17 protein-coding genes are annotated in these 22,801 nt (G+C 40.9%); 7 read left to right on the top strand and 10 right to left on the bottom strand.

What is annotated here, in order from left to right; all coding sequences use genetic code 11:
* The first annotated feature begins 125 nt into the window (after nt 1-125).
* A complete protein-coding gene (add, locus tag MSC25_RS17540) occupies nt 126-1,127 on the top strand; it encodes an adenosine deaminase (RefSeq protein ID WP_004588970.1) in 1,002 nt (333 codons plus the stop codon).
* Between the two features lie 46 nt (nt 1,128-1,173).
* Here the strand turns inward: add and MSC25_RS17535 are convergent, their stop codons facing one another.
* From MSC25_RS17535 to MSC25_RS17520, 4 genes are all read right to left on the bottom strand, one after another.
* Nucleotides 1,174-1,590, bottom strand: a complete 417-nt coding sequence (locus MSC25_RS17535; RefSeq protein ID WP_004588969.1) for a CBS domain-containing protein — start codon at nt 1,588-1,590, stop codon at nt 1,174-1,176.
* A gap of 162 nt (nt 1,591-1,752) precedes the next feature.
* Complete coding sequence (fre, locus tag MSC25_RS17530; RefSeq protein ID WP_004588968.1) at nt 1,753-2,466, bottom strand: NAD(P)H-flavin reductase; 714 nt, start codon at nt 2,464-2,466, stop codon at nt 1,753-1,755.
* 103 nt (nt 2,467-2,569) lie between these two features.
* Nucleotides 2,570-4,036, bottom strand: a complete 1,467-nt coding sequence (gene ubiD / locus MSC25_RS17525; protein ID WP_055255406.1) for a 4-hydroxy-3-polyprenylbenzoate decarboxylase — start codon at nt 4,034-4,036, stop codon at nt 2,570-2,572.
* Nucleotides 4,037-4,448: 412 nt separating this feature from the next.
* Nucleotides 4,449-4,742 (bottom strand): MliC family protein, encoded by a 294-nt coding sequence (locus MSC25_RS17520; protein ID WP_024032060.1) that lies wholly within the window; start codon nt 4,740-4,742, stop codon nt 4,449-4,451.
* Between the two features lie 133 nt (nt 4,743-4,875).
* On the opposite strand from MSC25_RS17520, the gene MSC25_RS17515 reads away from it, so the two are divergent.
* On the top strand, nt 4,876-5,787 hold the full coding sequence (locus tag MSC25_RS17515; protein ID WP_055255408.1) for a DUF808 domain-containing protein: 912 nt from the start codon (nt 4,876-4,878) through the stop codon (nt 5,785-5,787).
* Between the two features lie 115 nt (nt 5,788-5,902).
* Nucleotides 5,903-7,861: a S9 family peptidase gene (locus MSC25_RS17510; RefSeq protein WP_055255409.1), complete on the top strand. Its 1,959-nt coding sequence runs from the start codon at nt 5,903-5,905 to the stop codon at nt 7,859-7,861.
* A 49-nt stretch (nt 7,862-7,910) separates the two neighbouring features.
* On the opposite strand, the gene MSC25_RS17505 is transcribed toward MSC25_RS17510, so the two are convergent.
* The 3 genes from MSC25_RS17505 to MSC25_RS17495 form a co-directional block, all read right to left on the bottom strand.
* Nucleotides 7,911-8,852 (bottom strand): tetratricopeptide repeat protein, encoded by a 942-nt coding sequence (locus MSC25_RS17505; RefSeq protein ID WP_248444075.1) that lies wholly within the window; start codon nt 8,850-8,852, stop codon nt 7,911-7,913.
* Nucleotides 8,853-8,954: 102 nt separating this feature from the next.
* Nucleotides 8,955-10,346 carry a M20/M25/M40 family metallo-hydrolase gene (locus tag MSC25_RS17500; protein WP_248444073.1) on the bottom strand — a complete coding sequence of 464 codons (1,392 nt, stop codon included), beginning with the start codon at nt 10,344-10,346 and terminating at the stop codon, nt 8,955-8,957.
* A 151-nt stretch (nt 10,347-10,497) separates the two neighbouring features.
* A complete protein-coding gene (locus MSC25_RS17495) occupies nt 10,498-12,576 on the bottom strand; it encodes a TonB-dependent receptor (protein WP_029773737.1) in 2,079 nt (692 codons plus the stop codon).
* Nucleotides 12,577-12,782: 206 nt separating this feature from the next.
* Here MSC25_RS17495 and dbpA point away from each other — a divergent pair, with 206 nt between their 5' ends.
* Nucleotides 12,783-14,171, top strand: a complete 1,389-nt coding sequence (gene dbpA, locus MSC25_RS17490) for an ATP-dependent RNA helicase DbpA (RefSeq protein WP_054983733.1) — start codon at nt 12,783-12,785, stop codon at nt 14,169-14,171.
* On the opposite strand, the gene MSC25_RS17485 is transcribed toward dbpA, so the two are convergent.
* On the bottom strand, nt 14,172-14,735 hold the full coding sequence (locus tag MSC25_RS17485) for a DNA-J related domain-containing protein (protein ID WP_248444071.1): 564 nt from the start codon (nt 14,733-14,735) through the stop codon (nt 14,172-14,174).
* Between the two features lie 75 nt (nt 14,736-14,810).
* On the opposite strand from MSC25_RS17485, the gene MSC25_RS17480 reads away from it, so the two are divergent.
* Nucleotides 14,811-17,624, top strand: a complete 2,814-nt coding sequence (locus MSC25_RS17480; RefSeq protein ID WP_248444069.1) for a tetratricopeptide repeat protein — start codon at nt 14,811-14,813, stop codon at nt 17,622-17,624.
* 223 nt (nt 17,625-17,847) lie between these two features.
* Here the strand turns inward: MSC25_RS17480 and rho are convergent, their stop codons facing one another.
* A complete protein-coding gene (gene rho / locus MSC25_RS17475; RefSeq protein ID WP_004588958.1) occupies nt 17,848-19,107 on the bottom strand; it encodes a transcription termination factor Rho in 1,260 nt (419 codons plus the stop codon).
* 182 nt (nt 19,108-19,289) lie between these two features.
* Nucleotides 19,290-19,616: a thioredoxin TrxA gene (gene trxA, locus MSC25_RS17470; RefSeq protein WP_004588957.1), complete on the bottom strand. Its 327-nt coding sequence runs from the start codon at nt 19,614-19,616 to the stop codon at nt 19,290-19,292.
* A gap of 91 nt (nt 19,617-19,707) precedes the next feature.
* On the opposite strand from trxA, the gene rhlB reads away from it, so the two are divergent.
* Together rhlB and gppA are read left to right on the top strand one after the other, a co-directional pair.
* Entirely contained in the window at nt 19,708-20,985 is a 1,278-nt protein-coding gene (rhlB, locus tag MSC25_RS17465) for an ATP-dependent RNA helicase RhlB (RefSeq protein ID WP_024032051.1), read from the top strand.
* A 44-nt stretch (nt 20,986-21,029) separates the two neighbouring features.
* On the top strand, nt 21,030-22,523 hold the full coding sequence (gene gppA / locus MSC25_RS17460; protein ID WP_004588955.1) for a guanosine-5'-triphosphate,3'-diphosphate diphosphatase: 1,494 nt from the start codon (nt 21,030-21,032) through the stop codon (nt 22,521-22,523).
* Nucleotides 22,524-22,801 lie beyond the last annotated feature (278 nt).

Raw genomic sequence — 22,801 nt, 5'->3', positions numbered from 1 at the left:
TTTGTTCACTTTTTGAGTAAAAAGCAGACATATGACCGCTAATATTTACTTTAACTGCTCTACACTTGAAAAATAACTGTACCTGCGTATCATGCGCGCAATTTTAACCTAACCGAGTCGCTATTATGATAAATAAAAAATTACCTCTGCTAGATATTCATCGTCATTTAGATGGCAATGTACGTGCGCAAACCATACTAGAGCTTGGTCGACAGTTTAATATTACGCTACCTGCTGATAACGTAGAGGCGCTTATCCCTCATGTGCAAGTTATTGATCCTGAGCCTGATTTAATGGCTTTTTTACAAAAGCTCGACTGGGGTGTAACGGTACTGGGCGACTACGACGCCTGTAGACGCATTGCCGTTGAAAACATAGAAGATGCTCAAGCGCAGGGACTTGATTATGTAGAGCTTCGCTTTAGCCCGTATTATATGGCACAAAGCCAAGGCTTACACCCGCAAGGGGTGGTTGAGGCCGTGGTTGATGGTATTAAATCGGCTACTCAAGGCGTAAATATTAAAGCAAACTTAATTGGTATTATGTCGCGTACTTACGGTGTTAAAACTTGTCAGCAGGAGCTTGACGCATTACTTGCCTTTAAAAATGATTTAGTGGCGATTGATTTAGCCGGAGATGAAATTGGTTTTCCGGGAGAGCTTTTTGTCGAACAATTTAAGCAAGTAAGAGACGCTTACCTGGCCGCTACCATTCATGCCGGTGAAGCGCTGGGCGCAGCGAGTATTTGGCAAGCCATTAATGAATTAGGTGCAAGCCGTATAGGCCATGGGGTAAAAGCAATTGAAGACCCTAAACTAATGGACTACCTGCGCGATAACCGCATTGGTATTGAGTCGTGCTTAACCAGTAACATTCAAACCAGTACCGTAAACGATTTAGCTAAACACCCCCTTAAGCAGTTTTTAGATCACGGTATTTTAGCGTGTATAAATACCGACGATCCGGCTGTAGAGGGCATTGAAATTGAGCATGAATACCTAGTGGCTGCGCCAAAGGCGGGTTTAACACAAGCCGATATGCATAAGGCACAAGCTAATGCCTTAGAGATTGCATTTTTAAGCGACAGCGATAAAAACGCATTAACTGCGCTTGCTGCAGCACGTTAAACACGCTTAATACAAAAAATGCCGCTTATTAGCGGCATTTTTTATGTTAGCTTACTTTTGTTTGGCAGCTCACGTAATTATCAAACAGTGCTTTTAATACATCGCTTCGGCCAATTAGCCCTATCACGGTATCACCCTCAACAACGGGGTAGTTTTTTGGCTTTCCTGTTTTCATTTGCTCTGCAAGCTCGATAATGTTGGTATCGGCATTAACGGTTACAACCTCGGTTTGCATAAGCTGCGAAACTTTTACAACGCCATCGCAAAAATAGCTGCTTCGCATTAATGGTTTTAACAGCTCTTGCTCAGATATAAAACCAACCAGCGATTTATTGTCATCAAATACTGGTGCACCTAATAAGTTAAACTTTTGCAGCTCGCTAATGGCGGTGGTCATTTCGGTATTTGGGGTAATGTGTGGCAACTTACGTTGCATAAAATCTTTTACTTTTGTATTTAACATTTGGGTCTCTCCCGCTGATGTTCTATACAAAGTATGGTTTATAGATAGGAATTTAGGAAATTGTTTATACTGATTAAAGTAATAGGTTATACCAATTAATAGCTTAAATTTGATAGAAATAACAAAGGCGCCATGGGGCGCCTTTGTATTATAAATAAAAATTTATTTTATAAACGCGAATGCGTCAGCGTACATGTTTTCGCGAACAGCGCCGTGAGCAATAAAGTCATCACGGACAATGCCTATCATGTCAAAGCGACCAGCCATATAAATGTCGTAAGGTTCTAACGACACAATATCTTGCATGACTGCTTTGTGTACAAACCCGGTGTGGCCTTGCCAATTAGCAGATGGGTTTTCTACAACAGGAATAAATTTAAAGTGCTCGTTACTCTCTGCCCATGCTTGCATTTCGCTGTGAGCATACAATGCAGACTCTTCTTTAACACCCCAGTAAAATAATACCGGGCGGTCGCAGTTAATTTCAGCTAAGTGATCAGCCATTGATTTTGCATAAGAAAAACCAGTGCCGCCAGCCAATAAAATAATAGGGCGCTCGCATTGTAGACGTAGTTGCGATACACCAAGGCCAGCTTCTATATCTACCGGTGTATTATTTTGATGCGCATTACGCAAATGCTCAAGCGATTGCATTGCGTATGAATCGGCTTTAGATGCGCCAATATGAAGCTCTATTTCATCACATTGCGATGGACGACTTGCAATCGAAAATGCGCGCTTGTCTTTTTCGCCAAGTACAAGTTGCATGTATTGGCCAGCTTCAAACGTAACAGGTTGTTGAGGCTTTAAAATTACTTTATGAACAAATTCTGTAAGTGGGCTGATGGCAACAACTTCAGCTTTTAATGTTTGCATTTTTTACCTTTTAGCAGCGTTTACGCAGATATGCAGTTAAGTGGAGCAATATTAACATATCTGCGGGGTTATTTTATAGCCTGTTTATATTCACTAAGCGTGCTTAAAGTATATCGAGGCTTTGCCAAATTTCGTCAACACGATCTTTTGTCGCTTTATCCATGACAATTGGCTCGCCCCATTCGCGGTCGGTTTCTCCTGGCCACTTATTTGTTGCATCCATGCCCATTTTTGAGCCAAGCCCAGATACCGGCGATGCAAAATCGAGGTAATCTATTGGCGTGTTTTCAATTAATGTAGTGTCGCGCGCAGGGTCCATACGGGTAGTGATGGCCCAAATAACATCGTTCCAGTCACGGGCATTTACATCATCATCGCAAACAATAACAAACTTAGTGTACATAAACTGACGTAAAAACGACCATACGCCCATCATTACGCGCTTAGCATGGCCTGGGTATTGTTTTTTCATGGTTACCACGGCCATACGGTAAGAGCAGCCTTCGGGTGGCAAATAAAAGTCGACGATTTCTGGAAACTGCTTTTGCAATATAGGCACAAACACTTCGTTTAATGCCACACCTAAAATAGCTGGCTCATCAGGTGGACGGCCGGTAAATGTACTGTGGTAAATTGGGTTTTTACGGTGTGTTAAATGGGTCACTGTCATCACAGGAAAATCATCAACTTCATTGTAATAACCAGTGTGATCGCCATATGGCCCCTCGGGAGCCATTTCGCCAGGCATAATGTAGCCTTCAAGTACTATTTCGGCACTGGCAGGGACCTGTAAGTCATTTGAAATAGACTTAACCACTTCGGTTTTACTACCGCGCAGTAAGCCAGCAAAGGCATATTCGCTTAACGTGTCTGGCACAGGTGTCACCGCACCTAAAATAGTGGCAGGATCTGCTCCTAATGCAACCGAAACCGGGTACGGTTCGCCAGGGTTTTCTTTACACCATTCTTGAAAATCGAGTGCGCCACCGCGATGCGATAACCAACGCATAATTATTTTATTTTTACCTAATAGCTGCTGGCGGTAAATACCCAAATTTTGGCGCTTTTTATAAGGCCCTTTGGTAACAGTTAAACCCCAAGTAATAAGGGGAGCGGCATCTCCAGGCCAGCAGTGCTGTATTGGTAACTTAGCTAAATCTACCTCGTCACCTTCTAGAACAACCTGTTGGCACGGTGCTTTTTTAACTTCTTTAGCCGGCATATTGAGTACTTGTTTAAATACCGGGATTTGCCCTAGTGCTTCTTTAATCCCTTTTGGTGGCTCGGGCTCTTTTAAAAAAGCGAGTAGCTTGCCAACTTCACGCAGCTCGCTTACATCTTCTTGGCCCATGCCCATAGCAACGCGCTTAGGTGTACCAAATAAGTTTGCAAGCACAGGCATGCTGTGACCTTTTGGGTTTTCGAACAATAATGCGGGGCCTTTAGCACGTAATGTACGGTCGGCTATTTCGGTCATTTCAAGATACGGGTCGATTTCTTGAGTAATACGTTTAAGTTCGCCTTTTTTTTCAAGCAAATCGATAAAATCACGTAAATCTTTATATTTCATGGTAGGCCGCTACTAAGCAAAAAGTGAAAGTATTATACCCAACTAAACAACAAATGCATGTGCAGTTGTTAAGGGTGTGTTGAACTTTGATGGTTGAATTTGCAGCAGTGTGTTTGGCTTTTAGGCAAGGCAGAGCCTATGAAGTGTGGTTATTCCCCATAAATAGGCGATAACGCAGCATAAATGCCAAACATGCGCTGCCCTTAGGGTTCTGCCTAGGGGCGATAAACTCATTGTTGCTTGGTTTTTACTTAGCCCACTAGGTTACAAACCTCGCGCCGCGACTTAATCGCCCCTAGATTGAACAAATTTCAATCCGCAAATTTCAACACACCCAAGTCAGTGATAGCGTAAAAACAGGGTATTTATTACGATGAGAAAAAAGAAAAAGTTTAAATCGCGAACGACAAAATTATAAGGCGTCGGCTTGTTGAAGTTGGCAGTGGTATTTATTACCTGAAACAATCAACATCGCTTCATCGGCTTTAGACCAAAATAGCACTCGCTCATTAATATACTTTACCCCTGATGCGCTCGGCTCTTTATTAAGCGTATATGTTTGCTCATTTAAAGTAAGTGTTGCCCCCGCTCCTTGGTGGGCTAATTCTACTACGCGCTCGTTGCATAAGTAGTGGGTACTTTTAGACTCATTACTACAGGCTGATAAAACCAGCATGCTTGTAAAAATAACCACCAATGCTTTCATTTATATCCCCTAAGTAAGTTTGCCATTGATAAAAATCAGTGCGTTTAATCAGCATAACAAAGCAAAATTAACCGTTGGTGAAAATTACGGATTACGCTATGTTGATAGCATTATTTTTTAGCTAGGAAGCAACATGGCAGGCATTAACCTTTTAACATTACTTGATGATATAACCACCTTACTTGATGACATTGCTACAATGAGTAAAGTCGCCACTAAAAAAACAGCCGGTGTACTTGGTGACGACTTAGCACTTAATGCTCAGCAAGTTACAGGGGTTACAGCCGATCGTGAGTTACCTGTGGTTTGGGCTGTGGCAAAGGGCTCATTTTTAAATAAAGCCATTTTGGTGCCTGGTGCATTGCTCATAAGTGTATGGCTGCCTTGGTTAATAACCCCGCTGCTAATAATCGGTGGCTTATTTTTATGTTTTGAAGGCGCTGAGAAAGTATTTGCTCGGTTTTTACCTCACCCCGAAAAAGAGGCTGATGAGTCGCAGCAATTAGACCCAGCTGAGTATGAAAAGCAAAAAGTAAAAGGAGCCATACGCACCGACTTTATTCTCTCAGCCGAAATTATAGTGATCACCTTGGGAACGGTTGCAGGTGCCACACTTGTAAATCAGGCACTTGTACTATGTGTTATAGCCGTATTAATGACCATAGGTGTATACGGCCTTGTAGCCGGTATTGTAAAGCTTGATGACGCGGGGTTGTATTTGCTTAATCAATCAAAGGTGTCGGCTAATAAATTTAAAGAGATGCTTGGTAAGGGGCTATTAGCTGCAGCACCAAGGCTTATGCAATTTTTAGCCTTTGCCGGCACAGTAGCCATGTTTTTAGTCGGTGGCGGCATTTTATCCCATGGTATTGAGCTACTACATCATTGGCAATTAGAAGTAATAGCCATAGGTAAGTCGTTATTAAATGGCACCGGCGAAACATTAGCTCCCCTTATATTTGACGGATTACTAGGAGTAGTAGCAGGGCTATGCATTGTTATTCTGCATTTAGTTTGGAGTAAGCTTACTAACCCTAAGCATTAGATTTATAACCCTATTAATTTACGCCTGTTTACATAAAGGGAAGAAGTATGGTGTATATTTTTGTTAAAAGTATGTAACATAAAAGCTCAATCAAAAATAAATAAAAGGAACTTTAATGAATAAGTTTTTGGCTTGTCTGTCTTTATTGCTGGCCAGTATTTTTAGCTCACATACTACAGCAAGTAACACCTTGGTACCGATAGAAAGCTTTAGTAAAGATATAGAGTTTGCAGGTGTGAAAATTTCACCTGATGGAAAATACTTAGCTGTAATTACTCGCCCAGAAGGAAAAAATGTATTAATGGTGCTAAGCACTGATACATTTAAAGTAAGTCATGCAATTAGGTTTCCTAATAATGCCCAAGTTGGCAATTATTACTGGGTAAACAATGAAAGAATTGTATTGGCCAAAGAGTACATTAAAGGTTGGAAAGACCATCCCGAATATCATGGTGAGCTTTTTGGTATAAATGCTGATGGTAGCCGAGGCAAGTATTTAGTGGGTTACCAAGGTGAAATGCAAACAGGAACCCGTATAAAAAAAGCGACACCCATACTTGGTACTTCTTATGTACTAGACCCGCTTATTCATGATAGGCGTAAAATGCTGATTCTGACCTACCCATGGAGCGCTTCAAATGAGCCGCATACAATAGTTTATGAAGTTGATATTTACAGCGGAAAACGAAAAAGAGTCGCTCGCTCACCATCAAAAATGGCAGGCTTTTTAACAGACCATGATGGTAATGTGCGTGTTGCTGTTTCAAACGATGATTATATTAATCAAAAAATTTATACCCGTGAGAAGTCAGGTGGTGAATGGCAACAGCTTGATTTAGGAGAGTTAAAATACACTGATATTAGCCTCCATGCGTTTGATAGTACCGGTGCTTCTGTTTATGTTACAGCGTCAGAAAATGGCGAAGCAAAGGGGCTTTATAAACTAAATTTAGAGAGCAAAAAGTTTGAGCTTTTACATAAAGAACCACAGGTCTCTCCAAAAAAAGTGTGGGTAGATGAAGTTTCTAAAGAATTATTCGCAATTGAAAATGAGCTTGGCTATCCTGCCTATTCTTTTATAAATAATTCACATAAAAGTGAGCGCTTAAAGGCATTAATACAGTCGCTTCAAGGGCAGCAAGTTCAGCTTGTTAGTAGTACTGAAGATGGTGAGAAGAGTATTATCTTTGCGTCAAGCGATACTAACCCTGGCAGTTACTACTTGTATGATGCCAAAAAGAATAGCTTACGCTTTTTGTTTGCGACTAAAAGCTGGATCAAGCCAAGTGAAATGGCTATAACCAAACCTGTAAATTATAAAGCGCGTGATGGCTTAACAATATACGGATATTTAACCATCCCTAATAATACTGATGAGAAAAACTTACCTTTAGTTGTTATGCCCCACGGTGGGCCTCATGGACCAAGAGATTGGTGGGGCTATGAGAGCGAAGCTCAGCTATTAGCCAGTAGAGGCATTGCAGTACTAAAAGTTAACTTTAGAGGCTCTGGTGGCTTTGGCCGCAACTTTGAACATGCCGGACATAAAAAATGGGGTGCCGAAATACAATACGACATTATTGACGGTGTAAAATACTTAATAGAGCAAGGCACTGTAAATAAAGATAATATTTGTATAATGGGCGCAAGTTTTGGTGGCTATTCGGCACTACAAAGTGCAATTTTAGAACCTGATATGTTTCAGTGTGCTATTGGTGTAGTTGGGGTGTACGATTTACCGCTAATGTTTGAAGAAGGCGATATCTCTGAACGTGACCGTGGACAGCGCTATCTTAAAAGCGCGCTTGGTACTGATGAGGCACTGTTAAAGCGTTTTTCACCTAGCTACAACATAGACAAGCTTAAAGCGCCAGTTTTAATTGTACATGGTGGGCAAGATGAGAGAGCACCAATTGAGCAAGCTGAGTCTTTAGTTGCAGCGCTAAAAAAAGAAAACCATCCTTACATATACGAGTTACTTGAAGATGAAGGGCATGGCTTTTATAAAGCAGAGCACAGAACGCGCTACTACAAGCAGGTACTTAACTTTTTAGGTGAGCATATGACTTTCTAATTATAAGTATGAACGAAGATTGAAAATGGCCAGTTTAACTGGCCATTTTTTATTTGCAGTTTGCTTTATCGCACATTTCCTCTAATTCTATTTTCGCTTTGCTATTACCTTGCGCTATTGCCTGCTCATACCAATGTTTTGCTGTTTGTACATTTTGAGTCACGCCTTGTCCATCTCGGTACATTTGCGCAAGATTGAGCTGCCCCCATTGCGAGCCGGCATTTGCGGCTAGAGTAAAACTCTCAAGCGCATCGCTATACTGTCCGTTTTTAAAATACGTAATGCCCTGTTGGTTATTTTTGTCGAGCTTTAAGCCTTTATATAGCGGTTTTGGTTTTGGCGGAAACATTACAAAACCACCATATAAACTATTTGCTGAGGGGCGCAGTACGTCGTAAATCACCCCGTCGTTATAAAGTCTTTTTACTTTGCTACGAGGCAAAGTAATTTTGTCATCTGAGAAGTAACCTCTTTGTACTAATAAGCTGGTACGCATTGCAGTAGTAATGCCTTTGTTGCGCTTATAGCTGTAGTTACTTACTTGAAACGTAATAAACTGCTCGTCAAAACTTAAAACTTGCGCAACTTTTAAGTTGGTGAGTGTCCATGGCTCATGAGTAAATTTATCAGCGTGTACTAAATACGTATCGTAGGCTTTAGGGTTAGTTAAGTAGCTTTGCTTTTGCGCTTGCGCAGCAGCGTGTTGTTGGTAAAAAAATAACCCCACCCATAACGCTAAAAATACCCCTATAAAGTATTTAGGTAGAGTGAAAATTTCAAACACCGGTAACTGCTTTAATTTTACAGGCGCATTATGGCCGCATTGATAGCATTCGCATTTATAGTTTAGCGCTAGAGGTAGAACAGGAATAACCGTAAAGCGTAAAAAACGACTTTGGTTTATTAAATGATAGGCGCGGCTATGGCAGTTAGGGCAGCACTGTGTTTGTGCAAAATGAGGAAACGACTGACTCGTATTGAAAAGCAACATGCCCGCACACTCCTTGTTTTATTTAATTTATATAAAGGTAAAACAAGGAGTGCGTTTATTAAAGCGACAAACTGTAAGTAAGTATGTCAGTTATTAGTTAGCCTACGTTTTCGGCTGAATTGTTGTTTTGGCATCTGCTGCCATTAACGCAAATACAGCATAGGCAGCGGTATTTTGGCGCAGTTTAGCAGGCGTTACTTTATCGAGTGTGTCATCAGCTGTGTGATGGTAATCAAAGTAATCAGTGCCATCTTGGGCCAACTCAAATATAGGTGCCGACACCGCTTTTTTTAAGGGGATTAAATCCGGCCCGCCGTTAGCCTGGTTTTTACCAATGTACTCAATGTTTAACGCAGCCAGCTCTTTTGCTATGGCACGTACTACTGGCAGAGAAGCCGCATTAACATTTGACTCAAAACCATATACTACATCGGCGCCAAAGTCCGACTCAGCAGCTGCAACTATATTATGTAAATCGCTTTTATGTTGTGCAAAGTAAGCTTTTGCACCCCAAAGCCCAAGTTCTTCTGCTGCAAACAGTACAACACGAATACTGCGCTTAGGGCGTTTAACATCGCTAATGTGTTTAGCCGCAGCCATTGTTAGCGCAACACCTGCACCATCATCTAATGCGCCAGTGCCTAAATCCCACGAGTCTAGGTGGCCGCCAATTAACACATATTGTTCTGGGTTTTCGGTGCCATTAAATTGGCCTATAACGTTATAGCTTGTGCCTTCTCCTAGGCTTTGTGTTTGTACATTTATATTAACCATTACCTTTTTGTTTAAGGCCACTAAGCGCGCTATTTGATCCGCATCCGGGTTGGCAATGGTTACGTTAGGTATTTTTTTAACCCCTTCTTTATAGTAACTACCACCAGTGTGAGCAAAGCGATGGTGAGCTGTACTCACTGAGCGCATCATGTAAGCAACCGCGCCTTTTTTTGCAGCTTCAATTGCGCCTGTGGCACGTGCTTTTACTGCAGGGCCGTAACCGTTGCCGTCTATGTCGCGGTTCATGCGGTAATTAATATAGGCAATTTTACCTTCTAAGCTATTTGCTGGTGCTGCAATTAGCTCATCCAATGTTTCAAACAACACAACCGGTGCACTAATGCCATCATCGGGTGTGCTTACACTATTACCCAGCGCAGTTAAATGCAGAGGTTGCTCACTTGGGGTGAGTATTTTTCCGCTTTCGCTATAACGGCGCCATTTTGGAAATGTTGCTTCTTCAAGCCATACTTTATCAAAACCAAGCTCGTTAAATTTTGCTTTAGCCCATGCTACTGCTTTTTTATCGTTTTCAGTGCCGGGTAAGCGAGGGCCAACTTCTGTTGTGAGTGACTCGAGTAGCTCGTAGCTCAAATGGCTTTTAAGCGCAGCACTGCGCACCTCATCAACCTGTTGTAATTGCGTTGTGGTGAATTCTGCATTGTTTGCGCTAACGCTGAGGCTGCTAGTCATTAGTAGCGCTGTAATAATTTTTTTCATATAGAGTAAGCCTTTTTATAATTAAGTGTATTAGAGCACTTTTTAAAGGCTTTAAAAAATAGATGAGATGAATGCAGTGGTGTTTTTAATAGGCAGTAAAAAGCCCGCACAATTATTATTGTGCGGGCTTTATAAGTATAAGTTTTATAACTTAAAAGCTAAATTGAGCTGCTAGGCGTACATTGGTGCCTTCGCCAATAGTTACATTACCATTACCGCCGCCACCTAAGTAATCAGTATCAAATAGATTTTCAACGTTAAGGCGAAGATTTATATCGGTGTTACTCATGTTAAACTTATAAGTTGCACCAACATCTATACGTGTATAGGCATCTTTGGTAATAGAATTATCGCTATCTGCAAAGCGTTCACCTTCATAAAAAGCACCGGCATTAAACGCAATGGTGTCGTTTAACTCATAGCGTGTCCAAAGTGATGCAGACCATTTAGGGGCATCGGTAGGTCGTTTACCTTGTAGATTTTCGTTCGCTCTTTCATAGTTAGCATCTAAATACATTGCAGATGCCATAACAAATAAACGGTCAGTTGCTGCACCTTGTGCTGCCATCTCAAAACCTTTATGACGCTGTTCACCAACTTGGTTTGTTTCAGTGGTAATTGAGCCGATAGGTGTTTCAAGTTGTTCTGTAACTAAGGTTCCATTTTTACTTATATCGAAAATAGCACCGCTAAGCATTAAACGCTCATCAAATAGCTGCCATTTAATACCAAGCTCTCTTTGTTCAGAGGTGACAGCATCTATTTTCATACCAAAGTTGATATCTTCTTCGTTAGTAATGGTTTCGTTTTGTGGCTCAAAACCTTCTGTATAACTGGCATAAATAGTTGCAGATGCATTCGGGTGATAAAGTACGCCGAATTTAGGCAAAAACGACTCGTTATTTTGTCCTTCACGTGTTTGCTTATCAAAGCGACCGCCAACAGACACTTGCCATTGTGGTGAAAAAGTAATTAAATCTTGGGCGTATACACCGTAGTAGTCATATTCAGTTTCGCTTTTAGTGAGATCAGTTTTATAGCTGACATCTGGGCGGGCAGGTTCATTTTGGCCTGCTGTAAAACTAAATGAATCAGCAGATGTGCGTAGTTGACCATAATAGTAGTCAAGCGAGTTCGCACCGATTAGAAATTGGTGTTGTATGCCAGCCGTTTCAAATTCACCAATAAAATCAATAAATGCAGTGGTGAATTGCCAATCATCAAAACGATCGTATGGGTTCGAAGTGTATGTATTCGTTTGTGAGATGTAAGAATTTCGACTAGGAGATGACTCAAAACGCTGGCGCTCAAATGTTTGCTCGTTGTAACCAAGCTTAACTTGCCAGTGATCGTTTAAGTACACTTCAAAATCTACGCCTAAGTTTTCTACCGTTATGTCGGTAAACGCCCAAGACATATCGCGAATGGTTTTGTCATCGCCAATCACATTAGCGTTGTCATCTATCCATGCACCTGTATCAAGGCCTGCTTTGTCGTCTGTGCGGTCGTAATGCACGCGTACTAATGCGTTGTCACTTAAATCGTAATCAACAATTACAGCGCCTAAAAAACGGTCGCGTTCACGGTTTTCGCCGTTTTGATATTCGCGCCAGTAATCAACATCTTGTTTTACTAAAATACCGCGTGCACGTAAATCTTCAGCGTCGGTAAGTGCACCAGCTGCGTCTAGCATAAAGCGGGTAGAGCCGTGTTGGTCTACATCTGCGCTGGCGTTAAATAATGTAGTTGCCGTAGGCTTTTTTGTCACCATGTTAATCAAGCCACCTGGGCCTGATTGTCCGTATAAAATACTTGATGGACCTTTAATAACTTCTACTTGTTGTAGAATTTCAATCGGTTGCTGGTAGTGAGACCAATGTTGGTGTCCGTCGCGTAAGTAGCCTGTTGAAGAGCTAAGTTCAAAGCCGCGTAAGTTAAATACTTCACGGTTACGTTGTTGAGAGCCGGCAGTTAAACTTGCATCGTTAGTAAGTACTTCGCCAAGGGTCGTTGCTAATTGCTCGCTAATTATTGTATCGCTAATAACCGTTACCGATTGCGCTGTTTCTAACAATGACGCTGATGTTCTCATTGCTCCGTTGGCGTTGTCGACTTTGTAGTCGTTAAAATAACTACCTTTAACTTCAATTCGCTCTAAGTCAGTAGGTGCGGCAAAGGCGCTTGTGCTAATGGCACCAACAAGTGCTACGTACAGTGAGTTTAGTTTCATCAATTACATCCAGTGTTAGGGTGTTAAAATTTTCCGAGGATCTTAATGAAAACTAGTATCATTTGCAACTTTTTTATTAACAAGGATTAACGCATCGTAAAATAATGCACATCGGGTATTAATGGTTGCCTAAACTGAATTCTGCTATTATAGAGCCATATTTTGGGGCTAAGCCCTGTGTTGTTTTTATTATTTTGGAATTTATTGTGACTTCTACTGCATTTTCATCTTTGGCTTTACCTGCTGGTTTAGTTGATAATTTATCAACACTTGGCTACTCGCAAATGACGCCTGTACAAGCGCAAAGCCTGCCACCTGTACTTGAAGGTAAAGATATTATTGCGCAAGCAAAAACCGGTTCAGGTAAAACAGCTGCTTTTAGTTTAGGTGTGTTAGCTAAATTAAATGTAAAACGTTTTCGTATTCAATCACTTGTACTTTGTCCTACGCGCGAACTGGCTGAGCAAGTGGCGGTAGAAATGCGCAAACTTGCCCGCGGTATTCACAATATTAAAATTTTAACCTTGTGTGGCGGGGTTTCTATTGGCCCACAAATAGGCTCGCTTGAGCATGGCGCGCACATTATTGTGGGTACACCTGGGCGAGTGGACGATCATATTCGCAAAGGTACACTGCGTTTAGACGATGTTGAAACGTTAGTACTTGATGAGGCAGATCAAATGCTTGATATGGGCTTTCAAGATACCCTTGATGCAATTATTGAGTGTATACCGCAAAATCGTCAAACGTTGTTATTTAGTGCTACCTTTCCGCGTGCAATTGAAGCTATTGCAAAGCGCGTATTAAAAAATCCAGAGATGATAAAAGTAGAAGAAGAGCAAGAAAAAAGCACAATAAAGCAATACTTTTACAAAATGGATAACAACAAACAGCGCTACTCAACACTTAAATTATTACTACTTAAATTTACACCACAAAGTTGTGTTGTTTTTTGTAATACCAAGGTAGAAACACAACAAGTTTGTGATGATTTAGCAAGTGAAGGCTTTAGCGCAGTGGCGTTGCACGGTGATTTAGAGCAGCGTGATCGCGAGCGTACGTTAATTCATTTTGCTAATAAAAGTGCCTCAATATTAGTTGCTACCGATGTTGCCGCGCGTGGCTTAGATATTGACGACATGGACATGGTAATAAATTACCACTTAGCACACGACCCACAAACCCATGTACACCGTGTAGGGCGCACAGGCCGAGCGGGTAAAAAAGGCATTGCATGCTCTATTTACGGTGAGGCTGAGCAGTTTAAAGTGGCGCAAATAGGCGACCATTACGAACGAGACTTTTTGCCAGAGCCAATGCCTGCTTTTAGTTTATTAGAAAAGCCGCCTTACAAGCCTGAAATGGTTACCCTAATGATCGACTCGGGCAAAAAGCAAAAAGTGCGCGCTGGTGATATTTTAGGTGCACTTACTGGCAAAGATGGTGTTGCAGGACGCCAAGTAGGTAAAATAAATGTACTCGATAACGTTGCCTTTGTAGCCGTTGAGCGCAATGCATCAAAACCTGCGCTACGTAAATTAACCGAGGGCAATATTAAAGGACGTAAAATTCGTGCCCGTCGCCTTACCCGTTAATTACCTGTTTTGAGCAGCTAGCTTTAGCTGCTCATACTCGGCTCTTATTTGTCTAAATTTACATGCACTCCCAGTTTGCTTATCGGGATGATGTTTTAATGCCAATTGCCGCCAGCGCTTTTGTAGCATAGCCAGGCTAAAGTTTGGCGGTAGTTGCCAAGCCTTAAGTAATGGCTCAATTTGCCCAACTGGTTGCTTTATTAGTGGGTTAAATTGCTGCCAAAAACTATCTAATAATGCCTCTATGTCTTTGGCACTGGTGTCGTAGTTTTCCCAGTTTAAATAGTAACCTTTTAAATGGGATTGTGTTGCTACATTGCTACTTGGCTCTACAAGTTCAATATGTAATGACGATATAATTAAGTGCTTGGGTAATAGCTGTGTTTGCAGCTCAAATAAAGCATTCATAATTAAAAAATTCTTTTTAAATAAATTTTGCTCAGGGTTTGCATCTAAAGGTGGTAACACCCCTTGTTGAGCGAGTGTTGCAGCTAAGGTATGAACTTTCCAAACACGCTGAGTTAAAAGTAGCTCAAAAATCTCATCAATCAGGGGGTTAAGCATTGTTTGCACTCGTTTTGTTGTGTATCTTCAATAAAGATTACACTGACTAAAGCTAAAGTTTGAAGGAATAATATTATGCAAGGCAAATTGAAGTGCCTTTTATTTGTTTTATGTTGTGTGTTCATACTGCCAAGCTTTGCTCAAAATAGTGTATCTTTATTTGATGAATTTAAAAAAGAGCAGCAGTGGGACGTAAAACTCACGCTCGGTAATGCGCTGCTTGAAGCAAAAAATATCACAGAATCCCAAAAGGTCAGTGTGTATTCTGAACTTGCCGATTTAGCCTTCTCCTCAGATGATTTTGAAAATGCCCTGCTGTATTTTAAAAAATTAGAACAGCACACTTCCTTAAACTACCTACCAGATATGCACTTTAGAGCCATTAAAATGCAAGGCGTTGTGTTTTATTTTCAGGGATATTTTCAGCAAGCTATTGTTGAATATAGCCGCGCCATGGTGATTGTTGAAAAAAACAATAAGCAAGTAGAGCTTGCAAACCTGCTAAGTAATATTGGTTTAGCGTACTTCGAAATGAATAATATGGAGCTAACGCTCGAATATTATTTAAAAGCAAAAGAGATTTATGAGAAAAAGGGCAGTGCTCAAGACCAAGCTGATATTTTGCTAAATATAGCAGGGGTGTACATAAGGTTATCGCGTTACGAAAGCGCCATTTTATTTTATAAAGAAGTACTTAAAGTTTATCAAAAATTAGCTGATACCAGCGGCATAGCGCAAGTTAACAATAATTTAGGGGTTGCTTACTACGAAAGTTCGCAATTTGATTTAGCGCTGCATTATTACCAAATGGCACTGCGCTATTATATTTCTACCAATGATTATAATAAGTTATCTACCCAATATACTAATTTAGCAAACATCAATTTAATTCTTAATAATGTGGATGTTGCCTACGAGCAAGCTAAATTGGGGGTACAAAATGCCCTTAAAATTGCTAATCACAGTTTAGAGCTTAACGCCTTACATGCATTGGCTAAAATACAATTTGTGAGAGGCGAGCTTGCTGATTCGCAAAAAAGCTTAGATAAAGCAACCGATTTGGCCACACAATATAATAGTGTGCGTATAAAGCGCGATGCTTTTGGTACACGCTCGCTCCTAGAGGCAAGCAAAGGCAACTACGCTGAGGCATTAACTCTGCACGAAAAGTTTGTAGCAGAGCAGCGCGGTATAAATAGCGAAACAATTACCAGCGCCTTAGCTGTATTACAAAATCAATTTAAAGCTACTCAGTTAAATCAAGAAATTCAAAAGCTGAAGCAAGAACGAAAAGTACAAAAGTTAAAAATGAGCCAACGCTCGCAGCTTACGGTTTTTATTTTTGTTTTATTATTTTTAGTAATTGTAACGGGCACCGCGCTTTATCGTCGGGGCGCCGAAAAGCGTGCCAAGCAGTTATTAAAAGAACAAGTCGCGCAGCGTACAGCAGAGCTACAAGCTATTGCCCAAGAGCTGCGAGAAGCAAATGATGTTAAAAGCCAGTTTTTGGCAAATATTAGCCATGAAATTAGAACCCCGCTCACCGCTATTTTAGGCCAAACAGATGATTTAATTAATGGTTTGTACGAGCCTGAAAACCTACAAGATGAATTAAAAATAATTCAACGACATAGCGATCACTTAAAAAGTTTAATTAATGACGTACTCGATTTAAGTAAAATAGAAGCAAACAGATTAGAGCTTAATATTTCGTGCTTTGACATAGTGCAGCTAGTTAGCGATGTACATGCCATGTTTATTACGCAGGCTAAGGCGAAGCATTTACAAATTCGTTTTGATAACCATGTAGGCAATGCGTTTTATACCAAGCTTGATTTAATGCGGGTGAAGCAAATACTCATTAATTTATGTGCTAATGCCGTTAAGTTTACTCAGGCGGGGCAGGTAGTTGTGTCTTTAAACAAAACCGAGCAAGGGCTTGTTTTTATAGTGAAAGACACCGGTATTGGCATGAATTCATCACAGCTAAAACAAATATTTGAATGCTTTAGCCAAGCCGATAACAGTATTAGTCGCCGCTTTGGTGGCACCGGGTTAGGGCTTAGTTTGTCTCAACAGTTAGCCTCTATGATGGGCGGCTACATTAGCGTACAAAGTGAGTTTAAGCGCGGAAGTCAGTTTTCGCTGTTTTTACCCTGTATAGAAGTTAAAAAAGAGCCAGATGAGTACGAACATGTAAGCGCCGCTGAACAGGTTAAGCAGTTAACCGGGCGCGTAGTTTTGGCTGAGGATCATCCCGACAATCGCAGACTCATAAGTCGTTATTTACGTTCTATGGGGCTTGAAGTTATTGCGGTAGAAAATGGCGAGCAAGCGGTTGAGAAGTGCCTACAAATATACCCAGACCTCGTGCTGCTTGATATACAAATGCCTATTATGGACGGGCGTGCTGCGTTTTCGTTGTTGCAACAGTGCGGCTTTCAAGCGCCTATTTTTGCTTTAACGGCCAATGCAATGAGCCATGAAGTTGATGATTATCTTGCCCTAGGGTTTACAGGGTATTTAGGTAAGCCATTAGATAAAAACGCGTTTTATAACACCCTTGCCCAGCATTTAAGTGAAGCAAAACAAGAGGCAGCCTATACAGCTAAGATAGACATGAGCGACTTAGTAACAAGTTTTAAGCAAAGCTTCACGTTTGAAAGCGAAACCATAAGTCAGCACCATAATAGTAATGACCTAGAGGCACTACAAAAAGACAGCCATCGTATTTTAGGTGCTGCGCAAATGTTTGCGTTAGACGATATTGCCAAAGCTGCTAAAAATCTCGATATGGCTTTACTCAATAAACAAAGCCAAAGTAAAGAACACATTCAAAAGCTTGTAGATGAATTACAGCGTGTACTTAAAAAATATAACGAGAGTTAATTATACCAATCGTGTTAGGTTATTAGACATTTATAGCGACAGATAAATAGAGTGGTAATAAGGCGTGAATTTTGACACGAAGTTGCTCTACATAAGAAATTTATAACGCCATTAACGCTTTATTTAGTATGCTAGAAAGGCTAAATATCTAAGCCGATTGGTATTAGTCGTTTAAACATAAAAAAAGCGCCCTAGGCGCTTTTTTTATATAACGAAAACGCGCTTATTGGCGTTTCATCGAATCGAAGAATTCATCGTTCGTTTTGCTCATAGAAAGCTTATCAATTAAGAATTCCATTGCATCAATCTCTGACATTTCATGAACAATCTTACGTAAAATCCACAGCTTTTGTAGCTCATCTGGCTTAGTAAGCAGTTCTTCACGACGCGTACCAGAGCGGTTAAAGTCGATGGCAGGGAATACACGCTTTTCAGCAATCTTACGATTTAAGTGTAGTTCCATGTTACCGGTACCTTTAAACTCTTCGTAGATAACTTCATCCATTTTAGAGCCCGTGTCGATAAGAGCTGTAGCTATAATCGTTAAGCTACCGCCTTCTTCAACATTACGTGCAGCACCAAAGAAGCGCTTAGGCTTGTGCAATGCGTTAGCATCAACACCACCGGTAAGTACTTTACCTGATGAAGGAATAACAGTGTTGTAAGCACGCGCTAAACGGGTGATTGAATCAAGCAAGATAACCACATCTTTTTTGTGCTCAACTAAACGTTTTGCTTTTTCAATAACCATTTCTGCAACTTGTACGTGGCGAGAAGCTGGCTCATCAAACGTTGATGCAATAACTTCACCTTTAACGAGGCGTTGCATCTCGGTTACTTCCTCCGGACGCTCATCAATAAGTAAAACCATTAATGTAACATCTGGGTGATTGTGAGTAATTGATTGTGCAATGTTTTGCAGTAGCATTGTTTTACCCGCTTTAGGCGGTGCTACTAACAAACCACGTTGGCCACGGCCAATTGGAGATGCTAAATCAAGTACACGAGCGGTAATGTCTTCTTTACTGCCGTTACCGCGTTCCATACGAAAACGTTCGTTTGCATGTAGTGGGGTAAGGTTTTCAAAAAGAATTTTAGTGCGAGAGTTTTCAGGTTTATCGAAGTTAACTTCATTTACTTTTAATAAAGCAAAGTAGCGTTCGCCATCTTTAGGTGGACGAATAAGCCCTGAAATAGAATCGCCAGTACGCATGCTGAAACGGCGAATTTGGCTTGGAGATACATAAATATCATCTGGGCCAGCTAAGTAAGATGCTTCTGATGATCTTAAAAAACCAAAACCATCTTGTAAAATCTCTAGTACACCGCCACCGAAGATGTTCTCTCCGCCTTTGGCGTGTGCTTTAAGAATGGCAAAAATGATATCTTGCTTTCTTAAGCGGGCTACGTTTTCGAGCCCCATGGACTCAGCTAAGTTTACAAGTTCTTTTATAGACTTGTCTTTTAATTCGCGTAAATGCATATTGGTGGGTTCTTTATTACAATTGTCATACTCAAAATCGCTTTGATAGTTGAGTGAGGTTTGTTGAATATAACTAAGGATTAGTTGGCTTTATAAACTAGCAGTTCACTGGCATAGCGTCCAGTCTTTATACAAAATAAACACAAAAAAAGGGCAAAAACGCCCTTTTTTTTAATTTTTACTTAGATATTGTTTTCTAAGAACTCAATAAGTTGAGTTTTAGAAAGCGCACCAACTTTCGTTGCAGCTACTTGGCCGTCTTTAAAAAGAAGCAGAGTAGGAATACCACGAATACCAAATTTAGGCGGTGTACCCGCGTTTTGGTCGATGTTTAATTTAGCAACTGTTACACGGCTTTCGTATTCATCAGCTACTTCATTAAGGATAGGGGCGATCATTTTACAAGGTCCGCACCACTCAGCCCAAAAATCTACTAGTACAGGCTTGTCTGATTGTAATACGTCAGCTTCAAAGCTATCGTCAGTAATTTGGATTATTTTCTCGCTCATTGCGCTCTCCGATTTAGTTAGGCGAAATATTTAGTGCGTATTTAAACACTCTTGTTTCTTATTGCAAGTTTAAACGTTATGCTTAAACGCTATGACTAAGACACATTTGACCGATAAAAAGTTTTCAGACTTTGCTATCGCACCGGAAGTGGTTGCCGGTTTAACCGAAAGTGGGTTTGAATATTGCACACCCATTCAAGCAAAATGCCTACCTTTTATTTGTGACGGACGCGATATCGCGGGCCAAGCACAAACAGGTACGGGCAAAACGTTGGCGTTTTTAACTGCCACGTGCCATCGGTTATTACAATCTAGCAAAGCACCTAGTAAACATCCAAGAGCCCTGATCATGGCCCCGACTCGGGAGCTTGCGATTCAGATACACAAAGATGCTAAAATTTTAGCGCCGCACTGTAATCTTAACTTAGGTTTAGTATATGGTGGCGAAGATTACGAAAAACAACGTGCACAATTAGAAAAAGGCGTTGATATTTTAATTGGTACTACAGGTCGACTAATCGATTTGTACAAGCAAGGCTGTTACACCCTTAATGAAATTGAGGTAGTTGTGCTTGATGAAGCCGATCGTATGTTCGATTTAGGCTTTATAAAAGACATTCGTTACATGTTCCGCCGTATGCCAGATACAGCAGATAGATTAAATCTATTATTTTCTGCCACGCTTTCTTATCGCGTGCAAGAACTTGCCTTTGAACATATGACCAACCCTGAGCACGTTCAAATCGAGCCAGACGTTAAAACAGGTAAGCGAATTAAAGAAGAGCTATTTCATCCTTCTCAAGAAGATAAAATTAAGCTGCTATTAACTTTAATTGAGGAAGAATGGCCTGAGAAAGCCATTGTGTTTGCCAATACAAAGCACAGCTGTGAAACAGTGTATGCTTGGTTAAAAGCCGATGGCCACCGGGTAGGTATGCTTACTGGCGATGTAAACCAGAAAAAACGCCAATCTATATTAGCGCAATTCACCAAAGGCGAATTAGACTTTTTAGTGGCAACCGATGTGGCAGCACGTGGGCTACATATCCCTGAGGTAAGTCATGTATTTAACTTTGACCTGCCAGATGATTGTGAAGATTACGTTCACCGTATAGGCCGTACAGGTCGTGCGGGCGCATCAGGCCATGCAATTAGCTTTGCATGTGAGCAGTACGCTTATAACCTGCATGAAATAGAAGAGTATATAGAGCACAGCATTCCTTTATCACATTATGATAAAACCGCATTGCTAGATGATTTAACAAAGCCTACTATTCAAAGAAAGCGCAACTATTCTACAGGCCCACGTAATCGTAGTAATAATAACGGACGTCGCCCAAATAATAGTTACCAAAAAGGACGGTCGTAACTCGGCCGTTACTGTACGTAGTAGTAACTAGAGGTTTTTGAACGGTGGGGCAATTTAAACCGCAAAAAAATGTGTATGCAGTCATTGATTTAGGCTCAAATAGCTTTCATATGCTTATTGCTAAATCAATTGCTGGCGGCCTACAAACTATAGGCCGCGTTAAACGCAAAGTAAGATTAGCCGCAGGGCTTGATAAAGATAACGTATTAAGCACTGAGGCAATGCAGCGAGGCTGGGAGTGCCTTGCACTTTTTGCTGAGCGCCTACAAGACATTCCAAAACAAAATATAACCATAGTAGCAACGGCCACATTACGTCTTGCGACGAATGCCGATGTTTTCAAAGCACAAGCCGAAAAAATCTTAGGCCATACTATTAATGTAATAAGTGGTGAGCTAGAAGCACGCACTATTTATAAAGGCGTAGCACACACTTCATCATGCACTGGCAAGCAGCTAGTTATTGATATTGGTGGTGCAAGTACCGAAGTCGTTATAGGTAAGGGTTTTGAGGCACTGCACTATAAAAGCTTAAATATGGGGTGTGTTACTTATTTAGAACGCTATTTTAAAGATTGCCAATTAAGTGAAGCAAACTTTAACGCTGCCATCAAAGCTGCCCACGAAGTTATTGATGAAATTGCCCCTGAGTATAAACAAGCAGGTTGGCAAATTGCATCGGGTGCTTCTGGCACAGTGCAAGCCATTCAAGAAATAATGGTTGCGCAACACTTAGATGAACTACTCACCCTAGAAAAGCTAAATAAAATAAAAGAGCAATCAATAACGTTTAGCACTATCGCTGCACTAGACTTACCTGGTCTAAGCGAAGAGCGTAGATTAGTTTTTGTATCTGGCCTAGCTATCTTAATTGCGCTATTTGAATCGCTTGAAATTGAAAAAATGGGATTAGCTGGCGGTGCACTTCGCGAAGGTGTGCTTTACAGTATGGTGCCCGAGCTTCATAACAACGACATTCGTAAACGCACCGTTGATGGGTTTATGGACCGTTACCATGTTGATCAAAAGCAAGCTAATCGTGTATCGAGCTTAGTTATTCAACTGGCAGAACAAGTAGGTGAAAGCTGGCCGCTTGTTAGTGAAAATGCGTTGCCGCTTTTAAAAGCCGCAGCACAACTACACGAAATTGGTTTATTAATAGAGTACAAGCAATATCACAAGCACACAGCCTACATTATAGAAAACACCGATATGCCAGGTTTTTCACAATCTGAACATAAAGTGATTGCAGCTGTTGCTAATGCACATCGCTCCGATATTCAAAAAGGCAGCTTCGACGCTCTAGGTGCACATAGTACACTTACCCAATACTTAGTTAGGTTATTAAGAATTGCCGTAATATTATCGATGCGCCGACAAGACGACGTACTTCCTAAAATAGAGTTATCTGTAGAAAAAGACACCTTAGACTTAAAGTTTGCCAATAACTGGTTAAAAGAACACCCTCTTATGGCTAGTGAGCTACAACAAGAGTCTAAATTGCAAAGTAAACTCGGTTGGAAACTCATCGTAAACTAACTAAAAAGGCCCGTAAGGGCCTTTTTAGTGTTTAAAGTAACCACTTTGCTTCAATTTCACGCGAACAGTCATTTATTTCAAGTTTTCTTCAGAAAAGGGTTGATCTGTTTTCGGATCTCCCTATAATGCGACCCCACTGAGACGGCAGAGCGCAACGCATAGCGAGGCACAAGCTACTCAGTGAGTTGAGTAAAACTTAGTTTTAAAAACTTTCAAGTTTAACAAAATTAAGTGTTGACAAAAAAATAGGAAAGCGTAAGATGCGCAGCCCTAGCGAG

It is taken from the genome of Pseudoalteromonas sp. 1CM17D (assembly GCF_023161805.1).
GTDB lineage: Bacteria > Pseudomonadota > Gammaproteobacteria > Enterobacterales > Alteromonadaceae > Pseudoalteromonas > Pseudoalteromonas atlantica.
Note: the sequence above shows the minus strand (reverse complement) of the source record. Positions and strands in the feature narration are given on the sequence as shown.